Here is a 12,924-nt window from a genome sequence, read left to right on the forward strand (position 1 = left end):
CGGTCGGAAGCCGAAATAGCCGATCCCTCATGCCAATCGTTGAACACCTCTAGGAGTGGATGCACCGTGACGACGCCGACGAGCGCAATACCGCTTTCATTTGCCGACAAATGTAAGCGGGTGTTTCTCGGAAAGCCATTGACCAGCGATCAATTGGACTCCGAGAAGCTGCCGAACGCGGTCGCACTGGGCGCGCTCTCCCCCGACGCGATCTCTTCGACTGCTTACGGTCCCGAGCAGATCATGGTCGAACTGCTGCCGGCCGCCGGGATGGGGGCATTCGCGTTGCTGCTGCCGATCACCGGCGTCATCCTGGTGATTCTGATATTGGTAACCGGCACCTATCGGCAGACCGTCATGGCCTACGCCCGGTCGGGCGGCGCCTACACCGTCGCTCGGGACAACTTCGGTCCCCGGACGGCACAGGTCGCCGCAGCGGCATTGTTGATCGACTACGTGGTGACCGTGGCGGTGCAGCCCGCGGCGGCGACGCTCGCTGTCGTCTCGGCGATCCCTGTCCTGCGCCCGTACCACCTCGAAATCACTCTTGCCGCCGTCGTCCTTATTGGCCTGATGAACCTGCGCGGTCTGCGGCGTGCGGGTCGCGCGTTCGCCATCACGACCTACTTCTTCGTGTTCATGATCGTGGTGACGATCTTGACCGGTTTCGTCCGCGAAATGTTCTGGGGTTTGCCGAAATACAACCCCCAACACATCGTCGGCGCCGTGCCCGTCCACCATGGCGGGGGGCTGATCATGGGTGCGACGGTGCTGATTGTGTTGCGGGCGTTCGCCAACGGCGGCACCTCACTGACCGGGGTCGAGGCGATTTCGAACACCACCAACGTTTTTCGCAAGCCCGAAGGCAACAATGCTCGTCGCGTGCTCACCATCATGGCCTGCATACTCGGCTTCCTGCTGGCGGGGGTCGCCTGGCTGACCCACGTCACGCACGCCACCCCCTATCTCGACGAATACCCGTCCATGCTGTCCGAGATCACCCGGGCGGTTTTCGGCCAGAGCCTGGCCGGCAACCTGATGTACTTCCTGGTTCAGGCCGCCACCGCGGCGATCCTCTTTACCGGCTGCAACACCAGCTTCAACGGCTTCCCCCAGTTGGCCAGCTACGTCGCCGAGGACCGCTTCCTGCCGCGTCCGCTGACCAAGCGGGGCCACCGCCTGGTGTTCTCCAACGGCATCATCACCCTCACCGCGCTGGCCTTGGTGCTGCTGCTCGTCACCGAGGCATCGGTCAGTGCGTTGGTGCCGTTCTTCGCGATCGGCGTGTTCACCGCGTTCGCGATGACCGGCTTTGGCATGACCAAACACCAACTGACCCACCGCGGCCGGGGGTGGCGACCCAAGGCGGCGGTCAACTTGGCAGCGGGTACCTTGTCCGCGATCGTCGTAGGGATCTTCGTGGTAGCCAAGTTCACCGAAGGCGCATGGCTGGTTGTCATCATCTTCCCGCTACTGGTATTCGGCCTGATGCGTCTCAACCGCAAATACCGTGACGAGGCTTCTGTTCTGGAGATGGCGCACACCGAGCGCCCCGATCTCGCCCGGCATCCGCAGCTCCGCGTGCTGGTGTTCGTGGACACGATCGACCTCGCCGAGATCGAGGCCGTACGTCACGGGAATGGGATGCACGCGGACCACGTCGCCGCGGTGCATTTCGTCGTCGATGTCGATCACGCGATGCGACTCAGGGAACGTTGGGACCGCTTCGAACACGACACCCCGCTGTTGTTGATCAACTGCCCGGATCGCCACCTGAGCCGCGCCGCACACGAGATGGTCTACCGCGAGCTCAAGGACCACCCCGGCAGCAAGGTGACCGTACTGTTGCCGCGCCGGACGTATTCGGCTCTGCTCGGTCGGCTACTGCACGACCGCACCGCGGACAGGATGGCCCGTGCCGTCAGCCGCATCCGGGGCGCGACCGCCATTATCGTGCCCTACGACATCGAGTCGCGGATAGCACGGCTGGCATCTTCCGAAAGGGACTCGAACCGGAGCGCCAAGAACGGGAGCGCGAAGGGAATCAGCAACACCCCGACACCGATATCCAGCCTGGTCGGCGACTAGCCTGCCGAACCCTTGGTTCCGCGGTGTCTGAGCAATAAGACACCGCGACACTCCATTCCGGCAGCGTATCGCCCGTGCCCGTGTCGGCGGGAACCCGCGAATGACGAGCGGTAATCTTGTCGCGATGACAGGACAGGCGACCTATTGATGCCATGGTGCTAGAGCGTCAAGAGCATGCCCATGGTGTGTCGACGGAGGCGCCGTTGCGCAACCGTGTCTACCGTGACCTGTTCGTCGCGCAGTTCGTCTCCAATATCGGTACCTGGATGCAAAGCGTTGCGGCGCAATGGTTTTTGGTAGAGGCCCACAGTAGCGACACCGTCGTGGCACTGGTCCAGACGGCGAGTCTTGGGCCGACGCTGCTTTTGGGATTGTTTGCCGGCGTGCTTGCCGATCTGTTCGACCGTCGCCGGTTGCTCATGGTTCTGCAGGCCTACGCGGTGCTAGTGGCTCTGGCCCTGGCCCTGGTGACGTATCTGGGCAGGCTTGGCCCGACGTCACTGCTGATGTTCACCGTGGCCATTGGATTCGCTTCCGCGTTGACCGCACCGGCGTGGCAGGCGATCCAGCCCGAGGTCGTCCCACGAGAGCAGATAACAGCCGCAGCAACATTATCCAGTGTCTCGGTGAATATCGCCCGAGTCGTCGGCCCCGCGATTGGCGGCGTGGTCGTGGCATTGGCCGGTCCCGCAGCGGTTTTCGCGATCAACGCCGTATCGTTCACGGCAATAATCGGGGCCCTGGCACGGTGGCGGCGCCCCAGGCAATACCCGGCGACACAACGAGAGCGTCTGGGCCATGCCATTGTCGCCGGCCTGATCTACGTTCGTAACGGTCCGATTTTCCGCAGGATCCTGGTGCGCACTGCGCTGTTCGTGTTTCCTGCGTCGGCTCTGTTGGCTCTGCTACCGGTTGCCGCGGCGCACCGATGGCACCTCGGATCCAGCGGCTACGGTGTGGCGCTGGGAGCAATAGGTCTCGGCGCGGTGCTCGCGGTGGTGGTTTCCGGACCCGTACGCGAGAGAGTCACGAGCAACCTCTTGTTGGCAGGCTGCGCCGCCGGATACGGATCGGCAGCCCTCGCGGTGGCCTGGCTACCGTTCGCCGCGGCACTGCCCATGTTGATGTTGTCGGGAATGTGCTGGCTCCTGACGTTGACGACGTTGAACGCGACCGCACAGTTGTCGTTGCCGCAGTGGGTCCGCGCCCGCGGGTTGTCGATATACCTACTGGTATTTACCGGAGCCCAGGCGGTCGGCTCCTATGCGTTCGGTCTGCTGGCCACGCGAACGGGGCTGGACCACGCGCTGGTGTGGTCCGCGGTGTTCCTCGGCGTTGTCGCCCTCAGCGTGCCCGTGCTGCCCTTGCTGCAGCTTCCCGCGGGAATGACCCTGGGCATTTCCACCGCCTGGCCATCGCCCACGGTGATGTTCGAACCATCTCCCGACGACGGACCGGTGCTCGTCGCGTCCCTCTATCGAGTGCCATCGGCGAACCTCGACCCATTCATCCAAGCGATGGGCGCCGTGCGGCAATCGCGCCTGCGAACGGGTGGCCACAGTTGGGAGCTCTACCGAAGCCCGGAGGATTCTGACGTCGTCGTCGAACGGTTCACGGTGTTGTCCTGGACCGAATTTCAACGGCAACACACCGAACGCTGGGTAGACGTCGACAGCGATGCTCTCGCGAAAGCCGAGAGCTACACCGTCGACAGCACGTCGTCGCGCGAGTACTACATCGCCTTGCGCGTACCCCGATGAGCTTCTTGCGATATCGGCCGGTGCATCCGTCGCAATCGCTGGCAGGATGGGATCCATGACAGCTGGCATCGATCCTTCCGCGTCGCCGAGCGGCACGGGTTGTGCCGAGTGCGACGCCGCCGGCGGGTGGTGGGTGCATCTGCGCCGCTGCGCGGCATGCGGTCACATCGGCTGCTGCGACGACTCGCTTGCCAAACACGCGACGGCGCACTGGCGGGCGAGCGGCCACCCGATCATCCGGTCGTTCGAGCCTGGTGAGGACTGGTTCTGGAACTACGAGATCGACGACTACTGTGAGGGCCCGGAACTCGCGACGCCCGAAAGTCACCCGGCCGGCCAGGGTGTTCCGGGTCCGCGCGGGCGGGTCCCGGGTAACTGGCAGGAGCTCCTTCTGCGCGGACGAAACACCTAGGGATGCAATAGAACTCAGCGCCGGCGGCCCACCGAATCGAAATCTCTTGTCGTGCAACCTTTCCCCCAGCCGCTGCCTGACGCTGCGTTAGTCGCCCGCTGCCGTCGGAGCGGATTCGATCGTGACGAGTTCGGCTAGGCCGCTGATCTTGAGGATGGGCATCAGGATGGGGTGTGCGATGAGGTCGATGTGGTCGGCGCGGGTGAACAGGGCGTTGATCGCCGCGCTGTCCAGGTATTCCACCGCCCTGAGGTCGACGGTGAGAGTGACTCCACCACCGACTGCCTCCGACGTGGCGGCGGTGAGGGCTTGGTCGAATACGTCGATATTGCTGAGGTCGATTTCTCCCGCCGCGGTCAGGACAAGTTTGCCGTCGTTGCGGCGCGCGGTGTCGAGCGTGAGCGACGCAGACATCATGTGATCCTCGCGGATAGGTGAACGGTGGTTCCGGCGGCCTCGGGCTTGATGGTGACGTCGTGCATGAGCCCGCGCATGAGCATGATGCCGCGGCCGCGGTGCGGATTGGCGGCCGGTTCCGGGGGTTTCCAGGAGCCGCAGTCGGTGATGGTCAACTGCACCTGGTCGACCAGTACGGTCGCGTCCAGGCTGATGGTGCCCGCCGGGCCGTCGCGGTGCCCGTGCTCGATGGCATTGGCGACGGCTTCTCCGGCTGCGATGAGCACATCCATGGACTGTTCGGGGTCCACCCGGGCCCGCGATAACCACCCGCGCAGGGCACGGCGGGCCGGGGCGAGGTGGCTGGCATCGGCGGGAAAACTCAGTTCCAGCGGAGCGGGATGACGGTAAAGCAGCAGAACGACGTCGTCCTGATATCCGCCGCTTGGCGCGAGACGGGACATCATGTCGTTGGCCAAATCATCCAGCGGCGAGACCCGGCCGTCCTGAACGAGTTCGGCTGCCAGCGAGATGCCGTCATCCAGGGCGACGCGCCGACGCTCGACCAAGCCGTCGGTGTAGAGCAACAGCGTCGAGCGCGCCGGCATGGTGACGTGGGCCTCGGGGCGCGGCCAGTCACGCCGGATCCCCAATGCAATGGTGTGGCCATCCTCGAGCATCCGGGTGCTGCCATCGGCGTGCACCAGGACGGGCGGCGGATGTCCGGCGCTGGAATACACCAGTTCGCCCGTTTCCGGGTCCAGCACCGCGCAGACCGCGGTGGTGCATTGGGCACCGGGCAGCCGCGCCGCAAAACGATCCAACTTCGTGAGAGCGGCGGCCGGGCTGGCGTTATCCAACAGCAGCGCGCGGCAGGCGCTGCGCAGCTGCCCCATCACAGTTGCTGCGGCCAGGCCATGGCCGACACAGTCCCCGACCGCCAGCGCGATACGCCCGTCGTCCAGGTCGACGATGTCGTACCAGTCACCGCCCACGTGCAGGGGCCAGCTGGCTGCTTGGTAGCGCACCGCAAAACCGTGCGGCAGTTCGGCAGGGCCCAGGATGGCGTGTTGTAGCGCCAGGGCGGTCTCGCGCTGCTGGTCGACCTGATGCACCCGTTGCAAACCCTGGCCGAGGCGGCCGGCCAGGACGGTGAGCAAGGTGTGGTCCTCGAGGGTGAACGGCCGTTGCTCGGCCAGATCGATCCAGACGACCAGCACGCCCTCGGGATGCTGCAGGGCGATGCCTGCCGTCCCGGGTTTCGCCGAGTTGGGGGTAAGCAGGTCCCCTTCGCGCAAGGCGCTGAGCTGCTGTTGCGTATCCGATGACAGGTCGGCCCACTGCGCGGGCTGGCCGACCGAGACCACCTCGGGTGTGCCGTATGCCGTCTGGGTGCCGGAACCCGTGTTAGGAAACGTCACGGCCAGAACGCGTCGTGCCCGCCACAGCCGACGCAGTTCCTCCGCTGCCGCGTGCACCGCTTCATCGACGGTGTCGGCCTCGGCGAGTTCCTGATTGAGCGCGTGTTCGCGACCTGCCGCCAGCGCCAGCGCAATCGCGGCGTGCCGGGCAAAATCGCTGACGAGTTCGAGGTAATCGTCATCGAATGGCGGCTGCTGCGGGTCTCGTGCCACGGCAATCACGCCGAGCACCCTGTCGTCGCCGATCAACGGCATCACGATCGCCGAGCGTTCACCGACATCGGTGAATCCCTCGATCGGATACTGGAACGAGCCGGTGATCAGCGGCAGGCCCCGGCGGGCAACACCGCCGGTGGTGGAACCGGCCATCGGAACCCGGCGGCCAATCACCTCCGAGGTGTATCGTCCTGCCGTTGCGGCCACTATCAGCGCGTCGAATTCATCGGCGGGCAGATCGGGCTCGCTGGGCGTCAGCAGGACCGCCTGCTCAGCATCGGCGAGTTCCAGCGCCCTACTCACGATGAGCTGCAACGGCCCGGTCTGCGGGTCGCCGGACAGCAGCGCGGTCGTGATCTCCCGGCTGGCCTTCATCCATTTCGCCGTCTCGCGTTCCCGCTCGAAAAGTCGTGCGTTGTCGATCGCGGCGGCTGCCGCGGTGGCCAGTGCCCGGACCGCGGCCTCCTGGACGTCGGAGAACACGTGCCGGGGTCGGTCGTCGGCGAGGAAAAGGCTGCCGAAGTCGGCGGAGCGAACGGTGATCGGTATGGCGAGCAGCGCCTGTATCGGCGGGTCGTGTGCGTGCAACTCGGTGGCGTGCGGGTGGGTGCTCAGATCCTCGATGCGAAGGCCCTCGCCCACCGGCAGGTCGCCGAGGAGCCGTGCTGTGTCGTCGTCGAATCCGCGGCACACGAAACTGGCCAGGGCGCCGTCGGCACCACGTATGCCCAGGGCTCCATACCGGGCACCGGTGAGTTCCATCGCCCCAGCGACGACTCGCTGCAACGTGACATCAACATCCAAATCGGACCCGATCTCGACGATGACCCGCACGAGTTGTTCCATCTCGTCGCGGGCCGACACGAGGTCGTCAAGCTGGTCATGACCATGACCGACCGCGTCCCGCGGGCCCTGCCAGGTGAATGCGGGCTCGTCCGCGTCGTCGGTCATAGGTGTCAACGTAACCACCCGGCAGGGTGCTGAATCGTTTCAGGGCACACCCGGCTAGCCCGCGCCCTTGCCGTTGTCGACCCGGTAGACGGCGCCGTGGACGGCAGACGCAGCATCGCTGGCCAGGAAAGCGATCACATTCGCGACATCGAGAGGCTGCATCATTCCGCGCGGCGAAGCCGTCCGCATGATCAGGTCGAAGTTCGGATTCTCGGGCGCGCTGAACTGTTCGATTTGCGGTGTCAGCATGCCGCCGGGACACACGGCGTTGACCCGCAATCGATCCGCGGTGTACTCGATAGCCAAGGCGCGGGTGAGCCCAATCAGTCCATGCTTGGCGGCGCAGTAGCCGGCCGAGTATGCCTGACCCTCGACGCCGGCAATCGAGCCGACGTTGACGATATTGCCGCCTCGTTCCAGCAGATGAGGCAGTGCCGCCCGGCACAGGTAGAACGGCCCGTTCAGGTTGACCGCAAGGTCTTGCGCCCAATCGTCGTCGGTCATCGTCTCCGTTCGGCGCATCTGATGCTTCCCGGCGATGTTGACCAGGACGTCTAGCCCACCGAACTCGTCGACGCACTGCTCGACCGCGTGTCTGCAGGCCTGTGGCGAAGCAACATCGACCGATGCGTACGAGCCACGTTCCACGTCGGCGAATACCTCGGTCAGCCGTCCGGTATCCCGGCCTATGCCGAAAACCGTCGCACCTTGCCGGGAGAACAGCCGGGCCGTCTCAGCGCCCAGGCCTGACGAGGCACCGGTCACCAGCGTGACTTTGCCGTGCAGTGCTGACATGTGGATCTTCGTCCTCCCTTGGCGTAGCGCCCCGTGCCACTAGCAAATCAACACGCGAGGAGGCAACCGCCACCAGGGCCGCGGTACGCGATCGCACGCCCTCAGTAGGACCGCATCCGCGCAACGCCGAAGCGCAAACGTTCAAGTGGCGCAACCATTCTCAGCCCCCACACGCCGAGTGCGCCGGACAGCATGCGCTGGGGCTGGAACGTTCGCCGGACGCGGCGTGCGGTGATCAATACCAGCAGGTTGATCACCAGCCTGCTCAGCGCGATCCGGCTCGTTCGCTTCTTCCGGGCCGACGGAGCCGAGCCCGTGCGCCGCCCGGCGTAATAGCCGATCCACGTCGCCGTCGCGAGCGCGCACATTACGGCGAACACCATCATGGTGATGAGCGTCCTTCGTCGCGGTCGCGGGAAGGTCACGCTCCGGCCACACCTCGGCCAATACCGATAGCGTCAGTTCCCGTAGCCCCACATCTGGGCCGAGGTACGTTCCCTGTTGGGGTAGGACACGAACTCGATCAGGGTGCCGTCGGGATCCCGCACGAAGAACATGCGCACGCCGCCGATCTCCACCGGCCGTTGCTCGGGCACGATGCCGGCCGCCTCGAACGCGGCCACCGTGGCGTCGATGTCACTGACGCTCAACGAGATATTGGTGTAGCCGAGCATGTTTTCGGACTGCTGGGCGAGACGGCGGTGTTTGAATTCGAGAAGCTCGACGACGGTTCCACCGAGCATTCCCCCAATCATCCGGCCGCGGGCGCCAGCCTCCCCGGTCACGACTTCCATTGGTGGGCCCTCTAATTCGACGTCAAAGAAGACGTCGAGTCCGAGCAGGTCGCGGTAGAACAACAGCGACACTTCCGCATCAGACACCGCAATGCAGACGTGGGAGAAGCCAATGATCTCGATCGAGTGTTGGGTCATACGAAGGTCCTCTTCGGCTCGAGCGACAGGTACGCACAGTATGCGGCCGCGTGCCACGAGCCGGATCGCATATCCGGATCGCCGACATCTTGCGGCGGTTTGTCGTTGTCGATCCCTATCATCGGCTCATGCATAAGGTGTCGCCGGAAACCTCTGCCGCCGCACGCTTGTCGGGCTCGCGGAGCCCGATCCGGGCATGAAGTCGGCCTTCATCGTTCTGCCGCCGTACTTCGGGCTGCTGGTCGGATTCTTCGAGCACAGTGTCGCGTGGGGAATGGCGGGAGTCGCCGGTGGCCTGCTTTTCGCGGTAGTGCTGTCAGGACCGGCCAACCGTCGGTCCTTGCGTCGCCCGCGGGGCGACACGTGGGACGACATCGACGGCATGGAGGGGGTGGAGTTCGAAGGCTACGTCGCGGCACGCCTGCAACGGGCGGGCTGGGACGTCAGCTTCACCCCCGCCGTCGGCGACTACGGCGTCGACCTGATCGCCGAAAAGGACGGCCAGTATGTCGCGATCCAATGCAAGCGGCAGGGCAAAGCGGTGGGCATCGCCGCCGTCCAGCAGGTGGTCTCGGGTGCGCGTCATCACGGATGCGCACGAAGTATCGTGGTGAGCAATCAAGAGTTCACCACTGCGGCAAAGCAGTTGGCCTTCACACACGGGTGCCAGCTGATCGGGCGCAAGGCATTGCAGAGCTGGGTACCCCCGCCGGTCCGCAGGGCGGTCTAGGCCGACCATCGATTGGCGAGAAGGCGTTGCACATCCTGCTCTGATTGACCAGGCGAATTTGCCTGCTGTGCAGTCACACTCGATGCGGTCGAGATCAGAGCCAGCCGGTGCGGGCCGCCGCGACAGGCTCGGCCGGAGCCGGGGCCAGCTCCCCATCCCGCACACCGTCGAGCAACCGTTTCACGGCGGCGATGATCTCCGGGGCCGCCGCGGCGAGCCCGGTCTTGTCGGCTTCGCTCACCTCGTTGGCGTCGACGCCTGCGCGAGCCAGCACGGCGGCCGGATCGGCAAGCTCGCCGGCCAGCCAGGACAGCGGGTCGGCTGACAGCTCGGGAACAAAGTGCCGGCGCCCAGGTTCCCAGCCGTTGAATCGGGGGTGGTGGTGGGCCCGGTCCAGCGTCCCGGGCGGGCTCTCGGTCGAGCCGAAAAGGTCTACCCGCCACACCGGGCGGCTGAAGGCGATGGGGATGCCGGCGTAGATCGACCCCTGGGGTGCGGCTCGGTCGACGAGGCGGAGTTCCAACCTGACTCCCCGTTCCGGGGTCTCTTGCCCCTCATTCGGGGACGGATCGATGAAGTACATGTCCCCGACGACTACACCCATGGCTTCGAATCCGAACGCTGCGAGCATCGCGCACCTCTCCTCAATTCCATTTCGAGCGTAGACCGCGCCCGCAACCCATTGCAGTGTCATCATTTGCGGTGCAGCATGCCGAGGAAAGGAGATCGGCGGATGCGTCGCAGGCTGATGACCTCTCGCCCAGGGCCGCGGGTCGCGTTCGCGACTGCTCTGCTGCTCATCCTCTATCTGGCGGCGCTGGCCCTGCGGCCGTCCATCCGCGACGCGCAACCGCCCTGGCTGAGCTGGTTCGGGCGCCCGGAATCGATGCTCTCGGTTGCCATCGTGGTGGCCGTGCTGTTCACGGTGTGTGTTGTGGCCGTCCGGGCCGAAGGCAGCCACCGGCTCGTGGGCGTCTCGTTCACCCTGGTCGCGGCCCTCGTCAGCATCAGTGCGGTGCTGGGCCTCAGCTCGTACTGGAGATGTCACGATGCCAACCATCCCGCCGTCTACACACCGCTGGTGGCAACAGCCCAGCTGATCACGGGCAACGTCGGCGACTTCTCCTTGAACGGAAAGACCTGTCCGAGCCCCACCCCGGTCGGACTACAGGTGGCACAGGTTTCGACGCTGTCGGCGATCCTCATCGGTGTCGGCGGTGTCGTGGTCGGGGTGTTCTACCACCAGGCGGACAGGCTGCGGGCCAACCTCGCCGACTCCGTGACCGCCATCGTGGGCATCGACGACGACAGCCAACCAATCATCAGCGCGGTCGCTCGGACCCTGGACCGGCGCAGCACCCTTGTCGTCATCACCAGCGCCAGTGACGAGCGCGTCCAGCGGGCTCGCAGGCAAGGCGCCCGGGTGGTGCTGGTGGACTTCAACAGGCCGTCCAGCCTGGTGTCGCTGCGGCTGTGGCGAAATCTGGGACAGCTCTACCTGATGTCGGCCGACCCGGCGACTAACCTGTCGTGCCTGGAGCTGATCACCAACCGACTTTCCGAGGTCGCCCACGAGCAGCGGTTGCCGCTCATCGTGCGCATCGACGACCCGTGGCTGGCCGAGGCCTGGCGCGACCAGCAGTTCGGCGGATCCAACACGCGGTGGGCGGCCGATGTGATCGGCAAGTACGCGGTGACCGCCGGCCGGCTCCTCGACAGCATCATCGCGAACGAAAACACTAAGCGCGTATTCGTATGCGGCACTTCGCAATTAACCCTGGCGCTGTGCGCCAACATGACCCGTCGCCATCTCGAGCGCGACTTCTACACCTCGCCCGGCAGCGCAGACCTGCCGGAACTCACCCTCGTCGACGGCGATGCCGAGGAGTACCTGAGGGATCACGAACTCTACCGTCAGCAAGCCGGGGTGATGTGCGACGGGCCGGCCATCGACGCGGTGGCCGAAACGCCGTCGGCGTCGACCTTGCAACGCCTGCTCGGCGACAGTGACCCGACCACCATCGCAGCGATCCTGGTCGACAGCCACGTCTCGACGACCGGGGCCCGGCTGGCCGCGCGTTTTCCCGAAATGCCCGTCTACGCGTGGGATCCCAAGGCTCGCGGCACCGAGGACGCGTTGGACATCGTCGGCATGCTGCATCCCTACGGCCTGGCCCTCGACACGCGTGAAGGCCAGGTGCAGGATGCCTGGGAACGAGCGGCCAGACTAATCCACGAGCGTTACGCCGCCACGATCACCCCTGAGGCGAAGCGGTCGCCGGCGGCGCTTCCGTGGGACGAGCTCGACGAGTTCTACCGCGGGTCCAACCGACGTCAGGTGCGCAACGCGCTGCGCATAGTCGAACAGATCGCGGGACACACCTGGAATACCTGGGGCAGCCCGCCGGTGGAGCTGTCCGGGCGTGTGATGGCCGATTCGTCGCCGCTGGAACAGCTTTCCCTGATGGGCTTCGACCACTATTCGGCGATGGGTATGGCGAGGGCCGAACACGAGGACTGGTGTCGCTATTACCGCCGCAACGGCTGGAAGTACGGTTCGCCCCGCGACGACTCCCACAAGATCCACGACAAGCTGGTCGACTGGTCGGTGGTCGAAAGCGATCCGGAGCTGCTCAACGCCGCGGTGCGCAGTTTGGCGGCCACGCTGTGGAGGCTGCGGCAGCTCGGCTACCGGTCACGCCCGCTGTGGCAAACCTTCACCCGAGTGGGAACCGTCACCGCCGAACAGCGAAGCGAACCGTGGACGTGGCAATCGGATTCCGGACACACCATGCGGGCCGACGCCGGGGATTGGGCCGTCCAGGAGGACGGGAAGATCTGGTCGGTTCGGGAGGACATTTTCCAGGACACCTACGAGCCAGCCGGCGAAGGGCATTGGCGCAGAAAGGGTTTGGTCCTGGCCCGCCCGGCGAGCGCGGGCGAGACGATCAGCACCCTCGAAGGCCCTACGACCGCGGCAGAAGGTGATTGGATTGTGCGCGGCGTTGATGGCGAGCAATGGCCGATTCCAGGTAACGAGTTCGTCCGGCGATACACGCCGGACGATATCGCGCACTAATTCGATAGCCCTTCCACAGCGGTACTTAGGTCACCTGAATCTGTTTGCGCTGAATAACTTTCTGAAGGGCACGCAACCGGTGGCCGGGTAATGCGCGATGCAAAGCGGGTCGCGGTGCCGTTCCGCCATGTACTGTCGAGGATA

General features: G+C 65.3%; 11 protein-coding genes. 5 read left to right on the forward strand and 6 right to left on the reverse strand.

All coding sequences use genetic code 11. From position 1 onward, the window contains the following. Positions 1 to 39: 39 nt before the first annotated feature. The 3 genes from MNAB215_RS25355 (at position 40) to MNAB215_RS25365 (ending at position 4,260) form a co-directional block, all read left to right on the forward strand. On the forward strand, positions 40 to 2,088 hold the full coding sequence (locus MNAB215_RS25355) for an APC family permease (RefSeq protein ID WP_425436551.1): 2,049 nt from the start codon (positions 40 to 42) through the stop codon (positions 2,086 to 2,088). A 152-nt stretch (positions 2,089 to 2,240) separates the two neighbouring features. Next, positions 2,241 to 3,848 (forward strand): MFS transporter, encoded by a 1,608-nt coding sequence (locus MNAB215_RS25360; RefSeq protein ID WP_077081229.1) that lies wholly within the window; start codon positions 2,241 to 2,243, stop codon positions 3,846 to 3,848. A 55-nt stretch (positions 3,849 to 3,903) separates the two neighbouring features. Further along, positions 3,904 to 4,260, forward strand: coding sequence for a UBP-type zinc finger domain-containing protein (locus MNAB215_RS25365; protein WP_077082328.1), 357 nt, complete (start codon positions 3,904 to 3,906; stop codon positions 4,258 to 4,260). A gap of 87 nt (positions 4,261 to 4,347) precedes the next feature. Here the strand turns inward: MNAB215_RS25365 and MNAB215_RS25370 are convergent, their stop codons facing one another. From MNAB215_RS25370 to MNAB215_RS25390, 5 genes are all read right to left on the reverse strand, one after another. Beyond that, the gene (locus MNAB215_RS25370) at positions 4,348 to 4,674 is read right to left on the reverse strand and encodes an STAS domain-containing protein (RefSeq protein WP_077081230.1); all 327 of its coding nucleotides are present in this window, start codon (positions 4,672 to 4,674) and stop codon (positions 4,348 to 4,350) included. Continuing rightward, positions 4,674 to 7,244, reverse strand: coding sequence for a SpoIIE family protein phosphatase (locus MNAB215_RS25375; protein WP_077081231.1), 2,571 nt, complete (start codon positions 7,242 to 7,244; stop codon positions 4,674 to 4,676). The genes MNAB215_RS25370 and MNAB215_RS25375 overlap by 1 nt, the downstream gene beginning before the upstream one ends. A gap of 54 nt (positions 7,245 to 7,298) precedes the next feature. Next, on the reverse strand, positions 7,299 to 8,039 hold the full coding sequence (locus MNAB215_RS25380) for an SDR family NAD(P)-dependent oxidoreductase (RefSeq protein ID WP_077081232.1): 741 nt from the start codon (positions 8,037 to 8,039) through the stop codon (positions 7,299 to 7,301). Positions 8,040 to 8,140: 101 nt separating this feature from the next. Then, positions 8,141 to 8,425 (reverse strand): hypothetical protein, encoded by a 285-nt coding sequence (locus MNAB215_RS25385; protein ID WP_077081233.1) that lies wholly within the window; start codon positions 8,423 to 8,425, stop codon positions 8,141 to 8,143. Between the two features lie 72 nt (positions 8,426 to 8,497). Next, entirely contained in the window at positions 8,498 to 8,971 is a 474-nt protein-coding gene (locus tag MNAB215_RS25390) for a VOC family protein (protein ID WP_077081234.1), read from the reverse strand. Positions 8,972 to 9,167: 196 nt separating this feature from the next. On the opposite strand from MNAB215_RS25390, the gene MNAB215_RS25395 reads away from it, so the two are divergent. Beyond that, a complete protein-coding gene (locus MNAB215_RS25395; protein ID WP_083746250.1) occupies positions 9,168 to 9,701 on the forward strand; it encodes a restriction endonuclease in 534 nt (177 codons plus the stop codon). A gap of 94 nt (positions 9,702 to 9,795) precedes the next feature. On the opposite strand, the gene MNAB215_RS25400 is transcribed toward MNAB215_RS25395, so the two are convergent. Next, a complete protein-coding gene (locus MNAB215_RS25400; protein ID WP_077081235.1) occupies positions 9,796 to 10,332 on the reverse strand; it encodes a hypothetical protein in 537 nt (178 codons plus the stop codon). A 102-nt stretch (positions 10,333 to 10,434) separates the two neighbouring features. On the opposite strand from MNAB215_RS25400, the gene MNAB215_RS25405 reads away from it, so the two are divergent. Next, on the forward strand, positions 10,435 to 12,780 hold the full coding sequence (locus MNAB215_RS25405) for a hypothetical protein (RefSeq protein ID WP_077081236.1): 2,346 nt from the start codon (positions 10,435 to 10,437) through the stop codon (positions 12,778 to 12,780). Positions 12,781 to 12,924: the final 144 nt, after the last annotated feature.

It is taken from the genome of Mycobacterium numidiamassiliense (genome assembly GCF_900157365.1).
GTDB lineage: Bacteria > Actinomycetota > Actinomycetes > Mycobacteriales > Mycobacteriaceae > Mycobacterium > Mycobacterium numidiamassiliense.

Bases quoted from the DNA above. Each gene is read 5' to 3' on its own strand.
- MNAB215_RS25360 (WP_077081229.1), top strand. From the start codon at position 2,241: ATGGTGCTAGAGCGTCAAGAGCATGCCCATGGTGTGTCGACGGAGGCG.
- MNAB215_RS25365 (WP_077082328.1), top strand. From the start codon at position 3,904: ATGACAGCTGGCATCGATCCTTCCGCGTCGCCGAGCGGCACGGGTTGT.
- MNAB215_RS25370 (WP_077081230.1), bottom strand. From the start codon at position 4,674: ATGTCTGCGTCGCTCACGCTCGACACCGCGCGCCGCAACGACGGCAAA.
- MNAB215_RS25375 (WP_077081231.1), bottom strand. From the start codon at position 7,244: ATGACCGACGACGCGGACGAGCCCGCATTCACCTGGCAGGGCCCGCGG.
- MNAB215_RS25380 (WP_077081232.1), bottom strand. From the start codon at position 8,039: ATGTCAGCACTGCACGGCAAAGTCACGCTGGTGACCGGTGCCTCGTCA.
- MNAB215_RS25385 (WP_077081233.1), bottom strand. From the start codon at position 8,425: ATGATGGTGTTCGCCGTAATGTGCGCGCTCGCGACGGCGACGTGGATC.
- MNAB215_RS25390 (WP_077081234.1), bottom strand. From the start codon at position 8,971: ATGACCCAACACTCGATCGAGATCATTGGCTTCTCCCACGTCTGCATT.
- MNAB215_RS25395 (WP_083746250.1), top strand. From the start codon at position 9,168: ATGAAGTCGGCCTTCATCGTTCTGCCGCCGTACTTCGGGCTGCTGGTC.
- MNAB215_RS25400 (WP_077081235.1), bottom strand. From the start codon at position 10,332: ATGCTCGCAGCGTTCGGATTCGAAGCCATGGGTGTAGTCGTCGGGGAC.
- MNAB215_RS25405 (WP_077081236.1), top strand. From the start codon at position 10,435: ATGCGTCGCAGGCTGATGACCTCTCGCCCAGGGCCGCGGGTCGCGTTC.